The sequence below is a fragment of the Bacillus sp. NMCN1 genome, from assembly GCF_002998085.1.
In the GTDB taxonomy this organism is placed as follows: Bacteria; Bacillota; Bacilli; order Bacillales; family Bacillaceae; genus Bacillus.
The window spans coordinates 498,330-516,614 of record NZ_PVQL01000002.1 but is presented as its reverse complement, the minus strand read 5'-3'; the positions used below and the strand labels follow the sequence as shown (position 1 = coordinate 516,614).

The window sequence follows — 18,285 nt, the reverse complement described above, 5'->3', positions numbered from 1 at the left end:
GCCCATCTTTTTTACTTCTGTTTTTCAATCTTTTGAATTTCCTTTTGACCACTGTCATTGATAAAGTAAGAGATTTCTACTTTGTCTCCTGGTTTGAATTCATTTAACACATCTTTAAAATTATCCGTAAATTCATAGCTTAAGGTCGTATTCACTTTTTTCACTTCGACTGTATGTGCATCAGCCATTCCAATAAATTCAGCTTTTTCTTCCAGCACCTGAGGAGTTGAACTGCTTGTCTTGTTTTCTCCCGAGGACTGCTCAGCCGTTCCACATGCTGTGAGCACGATACCAAGTAGTAGTATTAAGAACGGTAAAACGACGATTTTCTTCATTTTTTTCACCTCATGTCTTTGTATCGTCTTATAACTTATTATTTTAAGGTAAATTTAAGGTTTTTTGAAACCTTTTTTTTGTTACAACGTCTATATCTAGGTTCAGAGTAAAAAAATAACTTGTTTATCAACATTCGTAAACCTATAATCATGGAAGAATCATAGAAAAGGTGAGGGACATTATGAGAGCTGAAAGAAAACGAAAGAAGAAAAAGGTTCTTTGGATTGTTTTATCGATTATTGGCTTATTCGTATTAGCAACTGGCGGATATGCATATCATCTTTGGAATACAGCAGCATCAACCGTGGCAGGCATTCAGGAGAATTTAAAGAAGTCAGATAAGCGTGACAAAGATGTCGATTTAAATAAGAAAGACCCGATTTCTATTTTAGTCATGGGTGTTGACGAAAGAAAAAATGACCGAGGCCGTGCGGATACATTAATATACATGACCGTTAATCCAAAAACCAAAACGACCGAGATGGTGAGTATCCCGCGTGATACGTATACGAAAATTGTCGGAAAAGGCACAATGGATAAAATCAACCACTCCTATGCATTCGGCGGCACACAAATGGCAGCTGATACAGTAGAGGAATTGCTTGATGTACCTGTTGATTACTTTGTGAAAGTCAATATGGAAAGCTTTAAGGATATTGTCGATACACTTGGCGGCATTACAGTCAACAGCACATTTGCTTTCAGCTATGACGGCCATTCATTTGGTACAGGAGAAATTAATCTAAGTGGTGATCAAGCTCTTGCCTACACAAGAATGAGAAAGCAAGATCCAAAGGGTGACTTCGGACGTCAGCAAAGGCAGCGCCAAGTTATTGAAGGCATCATTGCAAAAGGGGCGAACATTTCATCTATTACGAAATTCGGCGATATGTTCAAAGTCGTGGAAAACAATATGAAGACCAACATGTCATTTGACGATATGTGGACGATGATGAATGACTATCGTGATGCAAGACAGCATGTGGAGCAACATGAACTGAAAGGAACGGGAGCACGAATCAATAATATCTATTATTATCAGCTTGATGATAATAGTTTGGCTAAAGTGAAGAAGGAATTGAAGGAAAGTTTGGAGCAGTAAAAAAGAAGACTACATGACTGTAGTCTTCTCAGATTGTTGACAAAGGGCTAAAATGGTTTTTATTTTAGCTCTTTGTCTTCTTTTTTTATGATGTAAATGGGGCAGGTTTTTCTTCACTTAATCCAAAACGATGGAGGAGCTCTTCGACAATTCGTCTCGATGCTTGTCCGTCACCATAAGGGTTAGACGCCTTCGACATGCTGTCATACTCTTTCTGATCTACTAGCAGCTCTTTTGCCATTTTGTAAATGGTCTCTTCATCTGTACCTGCAAGCTTAAGCGTGCCGGCTTTCACGCCTTCTGGACGTTCTGTTGTATCACGGAGCACTAATACTGGCTTCCCTAGTGAAGGCGCCTCCTCTTGTACACCGCCAGAATCCGTTAAGATAAAGTACGAAGCGGCAGCGAAGTTATGGAAATCAACGACTTCAAGCGGTTCAATTAAGTGTACACGATCGAGACCGCTAAATTCTGTCTGAGCTGCATCACGTACAGCAGGGTTTAAATGAACAGGATAAACGACCTGAACATCTTCAAACTCTTCTACAACACGTCTAATGGCTCTAAACATATTTTTCATCGGCTGTCCAAGATTCTCTCTGCGATGGGCCGTTAACAAGATCATTTTATCGGTGCCTATCTTCTCTAAAATAGGGTGTTGATACTGCTCAGTAACCGTTGTTTGCAGGGCGTCAATCGCTGTATTCCCTGTCACACAAATGGTCTCTTCTTTTTTATTTTCAATTAAAAGATTCTGCTTCGCTTCGTCTGTAGGAGAGAAATGAATATCGGCAATAGTGCCTGTCATTTGACGGTTCAATTCCTCTGGGAACGGCGAGTACTTATTGTGTGTTCTCAATCCCGCTTCGACGTGACCGACTGAAATTTGGTGATAAAATGCAGCCAAGCTTCCTGCAAAGGTCGTTGTAGTATCCCCATGGACAAGAACAATATCAGGTTTTTCTTCTTGGAATAATTGATCTAGCTTTAACAGTGCATTTGATGTAATTTCAGATAATGTCTGGCGCTGCTTCATGATGTTTAAATCATGATCTGGCGTAATCGAAAAAGCCTCAAGAACTTGATCAAGCATTTCTCTGTGCTGGGCTGTTACAGTGACAATTGAATTTATCTGTGGATGTTTATTTAATTCAAGGACAAGTGGTGCCATTTTGATTGCTTCAGGTCTAGTACCGAAAATAGTCATTACATTTAGTTTTTTCACTTGTTTATGCCTCTTTCCTAGTATAGTACTTTCAATTATACACAATTGGGAGGATAAAATTAATGATATAAAAAAAGAAATTTACATTGAATTAACGTTAAATTTCTCTTTCCTTTACATTTAACATATAAAATATGAATTATCTAAAATTCATTTTAGTGAAATCATTTGTCTTTCCTATGATTTGTAAGTTACACTTTAAACAGACGACCAAGAACAAACATTGAAATATGAAATCGGTTATCTATGTAAGGAAGGTGCAAAGTTCATTGAAAAAAGTACGTAAAGCCATAATACCAGCTGCAGGTCTTGGGACACGTTTCCTCCCTGCAACAAAAGCGATGCCTAAAGAAATGCTGCCAATCGTTGATAAGCCAACCATTCAATATATTATTGAAGAAGCTGTTGAATCAGGAATCGAAGACATTATTATCGTCACTGGAAAAGGAAAAAGAGCCATTGAGGATCATTTTGATTTTGCACCAGAGCTAGAGCGCAACCTGGAGGAAAAAGGGAAGAGCGAGCTTTTAGAAAAGGTGAGAAAATCCTCTAACATTGCTGACATTCATTACATACGTCAAAAGGAACCTAAAGGACTTGGACACGCGGTTTGGTGCGCACGCAACTTTATCGGTGATGAACCTTTTGCCGTTTTATTAGGTGATGACATTGTTCAAGCCGAAACACCTGGGCTTCGCCAGCTGATGGATGAATACGAAAAAACGCTTTCATCTGTGATCGGTGTTCAGCAAGTAGCAGACAGCGATACGCATCGCTATGGGATCATCGACCCTCTTACACAAGAAGGACGCCGCTACCAAGTCAAAAACTTTGTTGAAAAGCCGCCGCAAGGAACAGCACCATCCAATCTCGCCATCTTAGGGCGCTACATTTTCACGCCAGAGATCTTTATGTACCTTGATCAGCAAGAAATTGGTGCAGGCGGAGAAATTCAACTGACAGATGCCATCCAGAAGCTGAATGACATCCAGCGCGTATTCGCCTATGATTTCGAAGGAAAACGATACGATGTCGGCGAGAAGCAAGGCTTCATCGAGACAACGTTGGAGTTTGCCCTTCAAGATGAGGATCTGAAAAAGAAACTCATTCCATTTATGAAACAGCTTCTCGAAAAAGAAGAAGTGAATTAAAAAAAGCTGCCGGGATCGGCAGCTTTTTATTTGATCACTGAAATCGTCAGTGTGTGCTGTTCATTATCAATGACAAACAGGTTGTTTTCGCCTTTCACTGCGAATTTCGTTTGTTTCTCATTCATCCAAACGTTCTGTTCTGTCAGTCCAAGTGTTGAAGGAGAGATTAACATGATCTCACGGAATACCATCGTATTCGCCTGTCCATTTTGAATCACATAATCAGTTTTCTCCGTGGTCAGCCGCTCAATAGCAGCACCTTGTTCACTTTTGATCGAACTCAGGGTTTGCATTCTTTGCTTAAGCACAGATTCTTCTTTTCCAAGGAAAGAAAGTAAATACTCATATGAGCCTGCAGATGCAGGCGATACATAGGAATTGAACTGACCTGGTCCAATGGATAATGACTTTAATTCCTCTGCATGTTGAAGCCCATCAGGTTTGACAAAATACGTCTCTGATGCTGTTTTGATTTGAACGGTTTGTTTATTTTCAGCGACAGCTTGTACCTCTTGCCCAAATGGCAAAGTGACATCCGCCTTTTTTTTCATGGCTTGATCTTTGTACACCGCGAGTGAATCTGCTGTGACAATTGCCTGTCGATCCACCTTTTTCATATCAGGTGCCCCCTTCGTCTGCGGGTTCTTTGTATGAGACGTTTCTGTCTGATCTGATGGGATTGCACCAAATGTCGCCAGTGTACGAAGCGGGCGATCCGAAAACATAGATAAAGCAAGTAAGATAGTTAAAACAGCAATAATCGTCACTTGAAAGGCTGGTCCAAAAAATGAACGTCGTTTCCCACTTTCTTTATAACGGGTGACTTTTTCTGTCTTTTGTACACCTTTTCTACCTTCCTTGTGTTCCATTTGGTATTTTTGTTTCTCTTTTTTGGAAAGCTTGTTAAACCAGTCGACAAACTCCTTATACTCTTTTACGACTTTGTTCGTATCATCAAACATACGAAGCTCACCATAATGCATCCAAGCCACTCGGTCACAGATTTTTTGAATTTGGCTAATGGAATGGCTGACAAAAAAGATCGTCTTCCCTTGTTCCTTGAATTCTGTGATTCGATCCACGCATTTTTGATAGAAGGTTTGGTCACCAACAGACAATGCTTCATCAATAATGAGGATATCTGGATCGATATGCGCTGAAATGGCGAAGCCAAGACGTGATTTCATTCCGCTTGAGTAGCTCTTGACAGGCTGATCAATAAAGTCACCAATATCCGCAAACTCTACGATTTTTTCATAAAGCTCGTCTATCTCTTTATTTGTCAGCCCCATCATTAAACACTTGAGGCGAATGTTGTCTTTCCCGCTCAACTGATTGTTCAGCCCTGCCGCAATGGCAATTAACGAAGGCTGTCCATCCATATCAATTTCACCACTTGTTGGTGGAATGATTTTCGCTAAGAGGTTTGACATCGTCGATTTCCCAGATCCGTTGATCCCTACAAAACCAATCGTCTCACCTTCATATACATCAAAGGACACATCACGAACAGCAAAGAAACCTTTTTCATTTTTATTAGGAAAAAACAGCCCTTTAATTTTATCTGACTGCTTTTTATATAGGACGTATTGCTTGGATACGTTTCGAAACGAAACCTTTAGTTTCATCGTATAATCTCCTTACTTTTTAAAGAAAATCGACAAATTTATCCCTAAATTTCATATGAAGCAATGAACCGACTGTTAAAAGAAGCAGCGTGATCAGCCAAAAATAAAGCGTATATTTCACATCATGGAAGAACCATTCTCCCTTTAACAAGCTATTTCTAAAACCATCAATAATGTAGAAAAGAGGATTCAATCTTAATATATCCCCGATCCATGCTTTGTCTCCAGTAAGCTTCTCTGAGATATTCCAAAAAATCGGCAACAAAAAGAAAAGTAAACGTGTCACTGATTGTAAAAGAAATTGATAGTCTCTCACGAGTACGCTAATCGTGGAATTAAACAAACTAAACGAAAACATAAACGCGATCATACAAATAAAATAGTATATAAATTGCAGCCAGTGCGCATCAGGATATATGCCATAGGAAATGAGCACAATCAGATAGACACCCATCATCACAAAGTAGCTGAACAAGTTGGACATTATCACTACAGACGGCAGCGCACTAATCGGAAAATTCATTTTCGATACCATATTAATGCGTTTAAACACACTGTTTGATCCATCAAGTATCGTCGGACTAATGAAGAACCAAGGGATTAATCCCGCAAGCATCCAGATGATAAATGGAACTTCCATCCCTCCAATGACAATTGGCTGTCCTCCGCGAATTCCCAGACCAAAAACAAACCAGTAAGCCAGCATTTGAATCAATGGATTTAAAAACTGCCATAAAACACCTAAATAATTCATCTGATATTTTGATTTTGTTTCATAAACAGCAAGTCGCATAATCAGCGGAAATGAGCTGATTTGCTCCTTTAGTATCGTCAACATTGCGTTCATTCTAATCTTCCTTAGATATAAGTTTTTGGGATTACTTTTTTAAAAAGCACCGCTCATAATTGTAACAGATAACGATGCACATTTCACCTTATAACAAAAGTCATGCAAGTCAAACTAAAAAACAAAAAACCCCTGAATCCTTTCAATCGTTGATTCAGGGGGTCCTAACATATTAGATAATTTGATGCTCTTTTAAGAAATCCGTAATTCTTTTCGTATTCTGATTATCGTTAAAGCTGTTGATTTTCAGATATTTTTCTTTATATTCATCTTCCACAACATACTGACGATCGATCGCATGTTTAACAATCTGAATCAGCTCTTGTGTATTATATGCTATCGGTCCTGGTGCATTTTCATCGTTTACAGGAGGAATCGCCTTATACTGTCTAATCAAATAATCTTTTTCTTCCCAATAAAAAATAGGGTAGGCACCTCTATATTGTGCATCATAAATAGCAGAAGAATAATCAGTGATAAACACTTTTGACACTTTTAGCGCTTCCGATGGGTTATCAGAAATAATATGTTTATACTGAGGCAGGTTTTGATAAACGTACTGAGAAAATTTGTTATGCGGTACAATTAACAGACGATCAAGAAGACCTGCTTCTTCAAAGCTTTTAATGATTTTGATCAGGACTTTATAGTAAGATGTTTCTTCAATTCTATTCGTATAAATAAGCCCCTCTTCCCAATATCGGTAAGTTGGCATAAAGGCGATCTTATCTGCACCATCTACTAATTTGGCATGATCAAAGGTTGCCAGCCCTGTCAAAATCAAATCCTCACGGTCATATTTCATTTTGTAGAATTCACCAGCCTCTAGTTCAGAGCTGATGACTGATTTATAAATATTATATTGGTTCTTGTCTTTATGGAATCCAAAGGCCATTGGATTATCAACCGGTTTTGCAAACATAATTCCATGCTGCAAAAAGACAAGTGGAACACTCATAATTCTCTCTCTAAGGTGATCAATATATAATCTATCATTCAGAACATGGTTAGATAACTCACTTGAAATAAAATAGCTGGCATTAAAGATACTTAAATAATGTCTGAGACTATATTTCGGTATGATACCCTTTCCATATTTCGCTTTCAATGCTGGATAAGCACTTGATTTCTTATTAAGAATAAAGTAATTTTTTGAGTCTGTTTGACAATTGTCCTGTACGTAGTCATACACTCTAACAGCTGATTCATCTGCTTTATCACTCTTTTTCTCAAAAAACAAATTCACACCATACTTCTTGTCTTTATAGAATGATGATAAGATACTCGCTATTTTTATTTTTACTTTACTAAATAAAGAATATTCCTGTGAATAAGGAATAATGGTTGATGTCACATTTCCAAATAGATTTGTTCTTAGTACTTGAAGCTTGTCCCCATTCTTTTTCGTGATATATGTTTTGACCTTTTTATCCCTCTTTTTCAACCTTAAACTATGGATAATTCGGTGATCATTTCCTACGAACAAGTTATTGTGGATTCTGCTGTCTAAATCAAGATCATTTAACGAAATTTTAAAGAAACCATATCTTTTCAATAATTTAATCTTTCTAAATGGTCTTATAAATTTCGCCAGCTGGTGCTCAGAGTTTCTAATGTAAAGATATTCATATTTTTGGTCTGAATTATACGCATAATGCGTCAATCTTCCATAAACATAAAAACTATTAAACATACTAAAGATGCGTAATCTCGACGTATGTTTTGTAACGAGATATGGGTTTCCTCTCACTAAGTAAACGCCATTCGTTCTGACATAGATGTAATATCTTTGCTTATTAATCACCAAGATATTGAGAATATTGTCATCTTTGAACTGCTCTAAGGTATCTTTACCAAAAACCTTAAGCGGCTGATATCTAGGTACGAGTCTAAAGTTGACGATTTTCTTTTGATCCGTCACTTTATTTAAAATTTTGATTTGATTACGATTATTCACAGTCACTTCAATATCTTTATGTTCCTGTATCACATCAAACAAAATTTTCCTTACATTTAGTTCTTTATTTTGACAGTCATAGGTAATCACAAAGTGGAAAGCACTGTATTTAATAAAGGAGATATCCTCAAATCGTCTATCTGCCTCTTCGATAGCCAAATCTATTTTATAATTTTGATTGATCTCATCTACATTCAGCAGCCCTGAAAATAATAACAGTTCCTTTTCGCCGCTGTATAAGCCATAGCGATCTAACCCTAATTGCTTGACATAGATATCCTCAAATTGATTATTAATTTCAATGGGAAGTACTTGATCTGGCTGGATCATGTCTAAGCTTTCTTTGACAATATATAAGTGATGATCCTTAGCATAGAGATAGATCATTTCATTAGAATTGTCTATTGTGGATTGAAAAATCATCTGATCCTTTACATCAATTTCGCAAATCCACTTTGATTTATTTACATTTAGCTCTTCAAATTCAAAAGTGCACAATTTCTCTATGTTATCAATATATAAAACTAACTTGTGTTCATCTAAATTAAGAATTTCTAAAAAATTATGATAAAGTTTATACATTGAAGCACCTCTATATTATTTTCAGCAAATTTACATTACCGGATAATCTTATCTAAATTTAGCATGTTTAATGTTAAATTTCTATGTTTTTTTATTTTTACCATAACTTTTAAATATGTGTACATTGGAATAATAAACACAAAAAAGTACCGTTCAAAAGGCGAAGAACGGTACTTTTTAAACTATTTTTCAGAAAACACTACTTCCACCACACGCTTCGAAGACTCCCCGCTCTCTAAATAGCAGAATTTTTCATAAAACGGTGCGAATGACGCTGGCAAAGTAAAGGTTGGCTGTTCTGTTTCTCTTACCCAGTCAATGACGCTGGCTGTCTCTTTTACAAGAGGTCCTGGTGCTTCTTGTTCAAAGTCGAAGTAGAAGCCTCTCAGCTTGTCACGATATGTTTCGATGTCTGGCACATAGAACAGCATCGGACGTTTGAGGTTTGCATAATCAAAGAACACGGATGAGTAATCTGTAATGAGCAGATCAGAAATCATATACAGGTCTCTAATGTCTTCATAACTAGAGAAGTCATAGGCAAAGCCTTCATATGGTCCTAAATCAAAGTTTTCAGCGACTAGATAGTGCATACGCAAAATGATGATATATTCGTCTCCGATAGCTGCTCTCAGCTCATGCAAATCAAGGTCTAAATCAAATTTATACTGCCCTTTTTTATAAAATTGATCGTCTCTCCATGTCGGTGCGTATAAGATCAATTTTTTATCAAGCGGCAGGTTCATCTTTTGTTTGAGCGCTCTCATCGTTTCTTCATTGTTTTGATTATGAAGGAAGTCATTTCTCGGATATCCTGACTCAATCATAGTCTTTTGAAATTGGAATGCACGTGTGAAAATTTCAGTCGAGTAAGCATTTGGAGAAATGAGATAGTCCCAATTCGATGCTTCCTTCGTGAAATTCTTTTTGTATTTCTTCGTGTTTGTTCCAGGCATATGCACCTCGTCCATATCCATCGCCAGTCGTTTTAATGGCGTACCGTGCCATGTCTGCAAGTATGTTGTATGCTCTGGTTTTGGAATCCACAGCGGCAAACGGCTGTTGACGACCCAATACTCGGCTCTTGCCATCGCAAGAATCCATTTCAGTGACAGACGATTGATATAGTAGATGTCCTTTTCCTTAAACGGTGCTTCATGCCCTTTTTTCACGCTCCAGATCAGCGTATATTCAGGATGATTTTCTTTCATATACTCATAGATCCCACGCGGATTACAGCTGAATTGTTTTCCATTAAAGCTTTCAAAAATAACGGTTTTCTTTTTTACAGACAGCTTACTCGCCAGCTTAAAGGTTGTTTGGAAGGTCCTTGTCACAAGGCGGTTACGGACTTTTTTTATTTTGCCGATTTGCTTTTTGAACTTCTTCCACTTGCTTTTGACGTAGTACTTCGCACGTGTTTTCATTGTGTAATCATTAATGCGGATGCCAAGCGTTTGTCTTTTTTTCTTTCGGTACACTTCATATCGAATGGGTACATCGTTTCGTTTATGAATTTGAACAAGTCCTTTGAGTTTGTTCGAGCGGTCTCCAAGGACTAAAGAAGTGGTCGTTAAAGTCTCCTCTACTCCACCTATATCGCAAATAAATTCAAAATAGAAGCGATATACTAAACGTTTGTTTAACGAATAGGTCAATTCCTTTAAAGGAACTTCTGTTAAAAATCCATAAAGCTGTGGTACCTGTTGATCATCACGGTATTTGACCACTTCCTCTTTTATTGGGGTCATATTTATCGGAAAGCGATGCTCAATTGGTTCTTCACCATTTCTCTTCAATAGAAGCTTTACTTCTTTGATCTCATAAGGATGCTCTGCGCTGAGAACGCCTGCATACCCAGATAAAGATAACGTACATTCTTTGTTGAGCTCGATATGATTGAATTTCACAACCTTTAGCTCGCGCTTGATTTTAAACGATGCATTCCCTTTGTCTGTGCGATACGGGATGACATACAGCATCGCGTCTTTATTTTCTAAAAAAGTCAGCTCAGGCTTCTCTATTTCCATTTTTAAACGGCGTTTATAGTATGGTGTCTTCTCTTCTACTTCGGCGTTATCCGTTTCTTTTAGTTCTTCTTCCTCTTCTTCTGAATCAGAATCATAGGCTGAGTCCTCAAGCTCGTCTTCATCCTCTTCTTTGTTTGCGCTGAGATAGTCCGTGACATACAGGTTATATGTCTGGCCCTGCTCTAACGCAAGCGGAAGCGATGATTCACTCAATACGAATTTGAATAGATTCTCTTCTTGATGAACAAGCGGAAGGAAAAGCTCTTGTTTTGATACCCTTTCCCTCATAAACAAATAAAATTCTCTATCTGTTAATGGCATGTCATCGTCGATGCGAATAAGCATTTCTAGTTTCTCATGATGATTTTTTAACCCTTCAACGACACTCTTCTTATGAATTCCCTCTTCAATCATTAATCGTTAATCTCCTCTGTTCAGAAATCTTACCATTGTGTTGTCACGCTATTTCATTTTCCAAGAATAGTTTCCTTGTTTCGTTTGATACGACCATCCATCGATTGACGACGGTTTATTGGTGAGCAGCTCTCCCTCTACTTCTAGACGCTGCAAAACTTCCTGAAGTTCTTCTGTTTTAAAACGAATGTAAAAATCAACGTATTTTGTTTGATTGGTTTCAATGTTTTTCTTTGTTTGAAAATGGCCAATTGGGAAGCTGACTAGATGGTTTTCGTCGATTGTTTGAGCGATGATTTCAGCTCCATTCACTCGATCATATCCTGCGAAATCGATTTGCACATGATCCGCATGACTCATTTCGTCCTTCAGCTCAAGCTGAAGATGAAGAACATGATGTTCAGAGCTTAGATCACGCAAAACCCATTTCGTACGGTCTACGATCCTTCTCAGTTCATCTTTACGCCCACGATTTTCGAGCATATGATGAAGTGATGTATTCCAAAGAGACATTTCATCATAAGGCACAAGATAAAAATAGGCTTGTTCTCCCAATACCTTCTCAACATCTACCTTATGCTTAGTATCTCCAAAGAAGACGGCATCGACTTGCTGTTTTCTTATTTGTTTAAATAATTCTCCGTAATGAGAATAGAGTTGATGCGGATCTTCTTCATAATGTGCGTCATGTACAAATGCAGCGTAATACGTTGTTTCAAGCTGATCGATTTTAAACAGGTGGCGGTCCTGTTCCCGGTCTTCTGTGATCATCAGTTTTAAACGGTCATTTTGTGTTTGAATACTAGATAACCATAGTTGCTTTATATCTGTTTTCTTTGTAAAAGTTTGAACTCCTGTTTTTTTATACCAATTAATATGCCGAACTGGATTCTTTTTTGCATCTCCAGAGTAGATGATCTCCATATAGATATTGCCATCGTCACTGATTAGTTCCTCCAAGTATAGAGCACCTGTATGAGGAACAAAGCTTTGTACTCTGCACAAGTAGCCCTGCCAATTGTACTCTTCCCTCTTCACTAATTGCTGCTCTTCATTATATTGATCAATAAAACAAATAGGTGAAGAAGGCAGTTCATATCTCGTCACCTGCACTGTTGATTCATCTGCTGGCAACACTGCTTCATTGATCGAATGAAAGGATTTACCGATGATAAATTCCGAGTATCGTCTTTTACTTCCGCTTTCCGGTAGAATATAGTGTTCAAATACATTCAAGATGTCAACTTGGCGAAGAAAGGTCTCCTCCAAGCTATGAATATGTTCTTTCACATTTGCATCATAATTCAAAGTTAATATTGCCGTACGTTTATGTTTGTCAGCCAATGGCTTTAATCTCGTTTTTAAAGACTTCGTTAAGCGCTCATCCTGTTTTGGTACATCACCCATGATAAAGTAGTAGTCCATATCAGGCATGTCAACTGATGTCATTGTTTCATGTTGTTCAGGTTGATCCAATGTGTGTTCAACTTTTTTCTTCATCCAATTTTGAAACAAAGGAAGCTCTCCTTAAAAATAATGATAACTTGCTCATTGTATTTTACATGAAAAAGTACTTCTCACCAAAAGATAAGAAGTACTTTTTTTCGATCTATTAAAGTCCAGCAATTTCTTCCTTAATTTGTGTTGTCGAGATGCCTTCTGTTCTTTTCAAGTACACGACTTCGCAATGCTCTTTTAAGAAATCGAATTTACCTTCCCAGTCATCTCCCATGACAAACACATCAATATCGTGCTCTTGCACATCACGGACTTTTTGATCCCAGCTGTTTTCTGGAATGACTTCGTCAACATAACGAATCGTTTCAAGAATCAGCTTTCGATGCTCGTAGCTATGATAAGCTTTTTTTGATTTTTGTAAGTTAAATTCATCTGTCGAAATGGCCACCACTAAGTAATCTCCAAGCTGCTTTGCACGTTCGAGCAGCTTAATGTGCCCCCAGTGTAATAAATCAAATGTACCGTAAGTAATAACTTTCTTCATTGCAAACATGAACTCCTTTCTTCATTCCTTTTTCAACTGCTTTCATGCAGTAATGTTTATCCGTAATCCTATGATCTTCGTTCGTATTTTTCGCTCTTCGGAACCTCATTATATCACAGCGCCCATCAAACGTTAAGCAGATGTAAAGACAAACTATTTCCAATTTATTGGGCGCAGAAGCGAAAGTCCGAAGAATCAATGTTTCTCGCAGCATCCTTCATATGAATTGATGAAAATGTCATGAAATTTAAAGGTTTGTAAAGTTATTGTTAATATTTCATGGAGCATCTGTGATAAAATGATGAGTAGACGAAGAATGAATTTACAATGAACGTTCATAGATAACAAGATGAAAAAGGAGGTCTAAACAATGCAAACAGAAGTGGTCTCTAACCTTTCTTATGTAAACGGCGACCTAGATGAATTTATCAGCTATATGAATCAGCATCATATTTCTCAAAGAAGAGGCGCCATGATTGCGACTGTCAATCCAGAGATTGGCTATGCTGTTATGAAGGATCATACGTACCATCAAGTCGTCTCTTCTGCGGATTATGTTCTGCCGGATGGTGTAGGCGTCGTCTTGATGTCACGTTTGACACAAAGTCCGCTGAAGTCAAGAATTGCAGGCTTTGATGTCTTCATGTCTATGCTTGATCTAGCAAACAAGCAGTCTAAAAGTATCTTTTTATATGGGGCGAAAAAAGAAGTGCTGGAGGCTGTTAAACAGCGAATTGATACGGAATATCCAAATGTGGTTATCGCAGGCAGCTGTGACGGCTATCAAGCCGATAAACGTTTCGTAGCGAAGCAAATCGCCCGCTCGAAAGCAGATATGGTGTTCGTTGCTTTAGGCTATCCAAATCAGGAGAACTTTATTTATGAATACCGCCATTTATTCCCGCAGGCTGTTTGCATCGGTTTAGGCGGAAGCTTTGATGTATTTAGCGGAACGGTGAAGCGTGCACCACGATGGATGATTAAGACAAATACAGAATGGCTGTACAGACTGATTGTGAATCCATGGAGATGGAAACGAATGTTGAACATTCCTAAATACGCTTTTGCCGTATTAAAAGAAAACAAAGGGAAAAAACGTTACTATCCTGAGCAAGTAAAGGATCAGACGAAGCAGCTGTGAGAGACTGACCAATGATGAATATACTCTCAATGATCATTTCATGCTATGCAGCTTTCGTTTCTTTTATTGGATGGCTGATGAGCGGCGTGAAACCGTGTGAAAACCAGGTGACGCTGCTTGTTTCATTTCAAGAGAATGCAGCTACTCTCATTGATACTTATCAACAACAGGCGAACATGACGATGAAGCTTACTGTCCTCTATACGAAGCATGTTTCTGCGATAGAAAAGGACGAGTCTCATCTGTCATTTCGCTATTTTCATGAAAAAAATCCTCTCCATCTCATTCAATGTATTTACACGATGTTTAAAAGCAAGGTTGTCGTGACAGATAATTACTTTCTCATGACAAGCGTACTCAGAAAACGGCCTTCTACCACCTGTATTCAAGTATGGCATGCCAATGGGGCGTTGAAAAAATTCGGTCTTGAAGATGCATCAAATTCGGAACGAAGTCCTCGTGATATCAAACGCTTCAAACGAGTCTATGCGTCTTTCGATTATATCGTTACAGGCTCAGATCACATGCGCGAGATTTTTAAGTCTTCGTTTGGAGTCAATGATGAACGTTTTTTACCAACAGGTGTGCCGATGACGGATGTGTATTTTGACCAGTGCCCGCCTGCCTTGAAGCCGAAATATTTTCCTAAAGGGAAAAAGATCCTGCTTTATGCACCGACCTATCGAGACTTTGCAATGGACGGTCTTGTCCTGCCTTTTTCAAAAGAACAATTGCAAACAGAGCTAAATGGAGACTATATTCTGCTCGTCAAGCTTCATCCTGCGGTCAAACATTTAGCGAAGGCGGAAACAGACGGTGAATGGATATTTGATGTGTCCGATCAGCCGCTCCATCCATTGCTTTGTGCATGCGATGTCCTGATCACAGATTACTCTTCGATCGTGTTTGAATATGCGCTGCTTGAAAAGCCTGTTTTGTTCTTCACTTATGACTTAGACACTTATCGAGAGAAACGCGGCTTAGTCGATCGGTATGAAGACCTCATTCCTGGAAAGGCTTGTGTCACACAAGACATGCTCTTGAAGGAACTGCTTCATCTAAACGAATCAGACCACCAAGAGCGACTCAAAACCTTCGCTGAGGAATGGAACCAATATTCAAAGGGAAGGTCGAGCGAGCAGCTCTTATCCTTTATTGAACAGCAGCTCTTACACAAAAAACGTCCGGCTTCTCATTAGGAAGCACGGACGTTTTTTTATTTGTTATAAACCGGGATATCGTAATAGAGCGTATAGTTATCAAGTAAGTTATACAAGCTATACATACGAGTAACTTGCTTATAAGCCCAGCCAATATCTGTTGCATATTGGTGAGTCGCTGAACTAGACCAGCGCATTTTATAAATCGTATCTTGCTTGTATGTGGCGTGATTGATATAGCTGTTGCCAATGAATTTTGCTCCGCCAATAATCGCTGCTTCTGGCGTGAACCATTGCTGTTCATACGCATACTTTGCACCGAGGTAATTCGGATTGCTGTCGTATGCGCCAATGCCATACATGTTATATACTTTCTTTCCATTAAACATCGTACCATTCGCTAAAATGGAACCTCCGTTACCTGTTTCAAGCAACGCGTGAGAAATGAGATAAATTTCGTTGATATGATACGTTTTCGCTGCCGTAATAAAGGCTTGTCCTCTACCTGCTAGAATCCCTTTACCTGCTAAAATCTTTGAATTGACTTCTGCCGGATTGAGATTCGCAGCTTCAGAGAGTTTCAGAAATTGAAAATAAGATTGAGTGCCCTCAGCAATATTGGCTGGGTCTACATATTTTTGCACCTCTGCTGAACTTGCATTTCTCCAGCCAAGGCTGATCTTGATCCAGTTTCCTTCTTTCCCAAGCTGTCTTACTTTTGTTCCTTTGTTCAGCTGCGCCACGATGTTGCTCGCAGAGCTCGAATCAGGTGTAGAACGAACATTTAAGCCGTCCGTATTCACAGTTGACGTCGCCGGGTCTACATATGCTGCATAGACATAGGCTGCACCGTCTGTCTGTGGTGACACCTTCATTTGCTTGTTCACCATCTCATTGACAGTGAGGTTGTAGTTCGTTTGCATGACCATTGGGCCATTTTTGATTTTTACGGCTGTGGCTGTCCAGCCGTATTGGCTTTTCACAAAGGCAATCGCCGCATTTACGGTTGATAATCCTGTGAATTGCTGTGTAATGTTGATTTTGTAGGTTGGTTTCGTTGTTGTTTTATAAGCAGCTGGTTCATTCCGTTTTTTGAAAAATGCCATGCCTTGGTCGCGCAATGTAGCTGTGGAAATGACACCGGTTTTAATCTGATATTGACCATAATCAGTTGTACCTGTTTTTTGAGCAGCTGCTTTCATTTTTTGTTTCGTTAAATAACTTAGCGCTTGATTCAGTTTTGTCTGATTCACCGTCGGCTCTGTCGTGATCCGGTATTGCTTAACCGCTTCTGTCAGCGTTTTTGTACTGCTGGCAACGCCATTTTTCTTGATAATTTCTTGAGCCTGCTTGACTTTACTTTGCTCATATACAGGTGTTGTCTTAAGACTATACGTTTTGCTGACAGCTTGTCCCTTACTTGTTGTGATGCTGCTTGTCACCTTCTGCGTTTTTAAATAGGCGGCACCTTTATTCATTTTCGCTTGGTCCGCTGATTGATTGACGACAAGTCGATACGTGCTGTCAGATACTTTACCTGTTTTTTTCGTTGTCGCTGATACCTTTTTCTTTTGGAAGAAAGCCGTTGCTTTTTTCGCTTGATCATCTCCTAATAGGTTTCCAGTCACTACTTGATATGGCTGTGTAGAAGAGATCTTTTTGGATGTGTAGCGCCATTTCTTTTTCTTGAAAAAGGCTAGCGTTTTTCCGTAAGCTGCGTCGTTCAATTGATTGAGCTTCACGATATAATTTTTTGTTTTTCCCACCCGCTGCACAGTACCTACAGCACCGGTTTGTTTCTTGATCTGAGCCGCAGCTGAGGCTGCTTGTTTGTTGTCTTTGAAATAGCCTGATTCCAAGCGATAAACATTTTTTAAAGCGCCTGTCTTTTGAATCTTCCCGCTGATCTTCGCTTCTCTTTGCAGCTGGGTAAGGAGCGTCTGTGCTTTCGACTGGTTGGCTTGTGCAGCTGATGTGACGACGTAATATGGCTTGCCTGCTGTCACCGTTTGAAGCGCTGCTTTTAAACCAGAGGCCTTTTGAAAGCCTTGCAGGATGGTATTCGCCTTACTTTGTCCAACGATACCGCCTGAAATCAGCTGATACACAGTGCCAGCTTTGTTTTCAGTTTGGTATGTACTGGTGACACCTGCCTGCTTTTGTAATTCGGTTTGAATATTTTTGACTTTCGTTTCAGAATCAATGGTTCCTGATATGACCTGATAAGAAGGTCTGCTTTGATTGATGACTTCATAGGTGCTATTGAGCCCTGATGTTTTCGTTAGCTCGAGCGAGAGCTTTTTTGCCTGAGCTTCATCATTGACGGGGTCAGATACGACCTTTTGTAAAGGAAGGCGGTCACCTACTGGAGACACCGTACCGCTCATGCCCGTTTCTTTTTTTAATGCAGCTGCACTTGCACTCGCTGCTGCTTGCGACTCATATCCTGAGGCAGTGAGCTGATAGGTCGACGTGTTTCCTGAGGTTTGATAAGTGGCTGTCCACTTTTTGTCCTTCTTCAATGTTTCTACTGCTTTTTTCACTTCTGATTCTGTTGTAAATACCTTTGAGGTGTTCATCGTATAAATGGATTGATCGACATAGGAGGCTGCTTGTGCTTCTTTGCCCGTCTGTACTGTCATACCAAAGGCAGCTGCGAGTAACATAATCTTGATGGTTTTTTTCACGTTCCCTGTCCCTCTCTTAACTT

The 18,285-nt window shown here is 39.1% G+C and carries 13 protein-coding genes; 4 read left to right on the top strand and 9 right to left on the bottom strand.

From position 1 onward, the window contains the following. Positions 1–11 precede the first annotated feature (11 nt). Positions 12–335 (bottom strand): hypothetical protein, encoded by a 324-nt coding sequence (locus tag C6W21_RS12425; protein WP_035701604.1) that lies wholly within the window; start codon positions 333–335, stop codon positions 12–14. 182 nt (positions 336–517) lie between these two features. Between C6W21_RS12425 and tagU the strand changes: the two genes are divergently transcribed. Next, positions 518–1,438, top strand: a complete 921-nt coding sequence (gene tagU, locus C6W21_RS12420; RefSeq protein WP_106050621.1) for a polyisoprenyl-teichoic acid--peptidoglycan teichoic acid transferase TagU — start codon at positions 518–520, stop codon at positions 1,436–1,438. Between the two features lie 85 nt (positions 1,439–1,523). On the opposite strand, the gene wecB is transcribed toward tagU, so the two are convergent. Further along, complete coding sequence (wecB, locus tag C6W21_RS12415) at positions 1,524–2,663, bottom strand: non-hydrolyzing UDP-N-acetylglucosamine 2-epimerase (RefSeq protein WP_106050620.1); 1,140 nt, start codon at positions 2,661–2,663, stop codon at positions 1,524–1,526. 269 nt (positions 2,664–2,932) lie between these two features. Here wecB and galU point away from each other — a divergent pair, with 269 nt between their 5' ends. Continuing rightward, positions 2,933–3,814 carry a UTP--glucose-1-phosphate uridylyltransferase GalU gene (galU, locus tag C6W21_RS12410; RefSeq protein ID WP_034660174.1) on the top strand — a complete coding sequence of 294 codons (882 nt, stop codon included), beginning with the start codon at positions 2,933–2,935 and terminating at the stop codon, positions 3,812–3,814. A 26-nt stretch (positions 3,815–3,840) separates the two neighbouring features. On the opposite strand, the gene tagH is transcribed toward galU, so the two are convergent. The 6 genes from tagH to tagD form a co-directional block, all read right to left on the bottom strand. Beyond that, positions 3,841–5,442: a teichoic acids export ABC transporter ATP-binding subunit TagH gene (gene tagH, locus C6W21_RS12405; protein ID WP_106050619.1), complete on the bottom strand. Its 1,602-nt coding sequence runs from the start codon at positions 5,440–5,442 to the stop codon at positions 3,841–3,843. 19 nt (positions 5,443–5,461) lie between these two features. Further along, on the bottom strand, positions 5,462–6,289 hold the full coding sequence (locus C6W21_RS12400; protein ID WP_106050618.1) for an ABC transporter permease: 828 nt from the start codon (positions 6,287–6,289) through the stop codon (positions 5,462–5,464). A 172-nt stretch (positions 6,290–6,461) separates the two neighbouring features. Then, positions 6,462–8,828 carry a CDP-glycerol glycerophosphotransferase family protein gene (locus C6W21_RS12395; RefSeq protein WP_106050617.1) on the bottom strand — a complete coding sequence of 789 codons (2,367 nt, stop codon included), beginning with the start codon at positions 8,826–8,828 and terminating at the stop codon, positions 6,462–6,464. 182 nt (positions 8,829–9,010) lie between these two features. Then, on the bottom strand, positions 9,011–11,272 hold the full coding sequence (locus C6W21_RS12390; RefSeq protein ID WP_106050616.1) for a CDP-glycerol glycerophosphotransferase family protein: 2,262 nt from the start codon (positions 11,270–11,272) through the stop codon (positions 9,011–9,013). A gap of 48 nt (positions 11,273–11,320) precedes the next feature. Further along, positions 11,321–12,787, bottom strand: a complete 1,467-nt coding sequence (locus C6W21_RS12385) for an alpha-glucosyltransferase N-terminal domain-containing protein (protein WP_106050615.1) — start codon at positions 12,785–12,787, stop codon at positions 11,321–11,323. A gap of 97 nt (positions 12,788–12,884) precedes the next feature. After that, positions 12,885–13,274 (bottom strand): glycerol-3-phosphate cytidylyltransferase, encoded by a 390-nt coding sequence (gene tagD, locus C6W21_RS12380; RefSeq protein ID WP_008343212.1) that lies wholly within the window; start codon positions 13,272–13,274, stop codon positions 12,885–12,887. A 370-nt stretch (positions 13,275–13,644) separates the two neighbouring features. Here tagD and C6W21_RS12375 point away from each other — a divergent pair, with 370 nt between their 5' ends. Beyond that, positions 13,645–14,415 (top strand): WecB/TagA/CpsF family glycosyltransferase, encoded by a 771-nt coding sequence (locus C6W21_RS12375; RefSeq protein WP_106050614.1) that lies wholly within the window; start codon positions 13,645–13,647, stop codon positions 14,413–14,415. Between the two features lie 11 nt (positions 14,416–14,426). Next, positions 14,427–15,614 (top strand): CDP-glycerol glycerophosphotransferase family protein, encoded by a 1,188-nt coding sequence (locus C6W21_RS12370; RefSeq protein ID WP_106050613.1) that lies wholly within the window; start codon positions 14,427–14,429, stop codon positions 15,612–15,614. A 17-nt stretch (positions 15,615–15,631) separates the two neighbouring features. Here the strand turns inward: C6W21_RS12370 and C6W21_RS12365 are convergent, their stop codons facing one another. After that, positions 15,632–18,262, bottom strand: a complete 2,631-nt coding sequence (locus C6W21_RS12365; protein ID WP_106050612.1) for an N-acetylglucosaminidase — start codon at positions 18,260–18,262, stop codon at positions 15,632–15,634. Positions 18,263–18,285: the final 23 nt, after the last annotated feature.

Excerpts from the sequence above, each read along its gene's own strand:
- C6W21_RS12425 (WP_035701604.1), bottom strand. The coding sequence starts at position 335 with ATGAAGAAAATCGTCGTTTTACCGTTCTTAATACTACTACTTGGTATC.
- tagU (WP_106050621.1), top strand. The coding sequence starts at position 518 with ATGAGAGCTGAAAGAAAACGAAAGAAGAAAAAGGTTCTTTGGATTGTT.
- tagH (WP_106050619.1), bottom strand. The coding sequence starts at position 5,442 with ATGAAACTAAAGGTTTCGTTTCGAAACGTATCCAAGCAATACGTCCTA.
- C6W21_RS12400 (WP_106050618.1), bottom strand. The coding sequence starts at position 6,289 with ATGAACGCAATGTTGACGATACTAAAGGAGCAAATCAGCTCATTTCCG.
- C6W21_RS12395 (WP_106050617.1), bottom strand. The coding sequence starts at position 8,828 with ATGTATAAACTTTATCATAATTTTTTAGAAATTCTTAATTTAGATGAA.
- C6W21_RS12390 (WP_106050616.1), bottom strand. The coding sequence starts at position 11,272 with ATGATTGAAGAGGGAATTCATAAGAAGAGTGTCGTTGAAGGGTTAAAA.
- tagD (WP_008343212.1), bottom strand. The coding sequence starts at position 13,274 with ATGAAGAAAGTTATTACTTACGGTACATTTGATTTATTACACTGGGGG.
- C6W21_RS12375 (WP_106050614.1), top strand. The coding sequence starts at position 13,645 with ATGCAAACAGAAGTGGTCTCTAACCTTTCTTATGTAAACGGCGACCTA.
- C6W21_RS12370 (WP_106050613.1), top strand. The coding sequence starts at position 14,427 with ATGATGAATATACTCTCAATGATCATTTCATGCTATGCAGCTTTCGTT.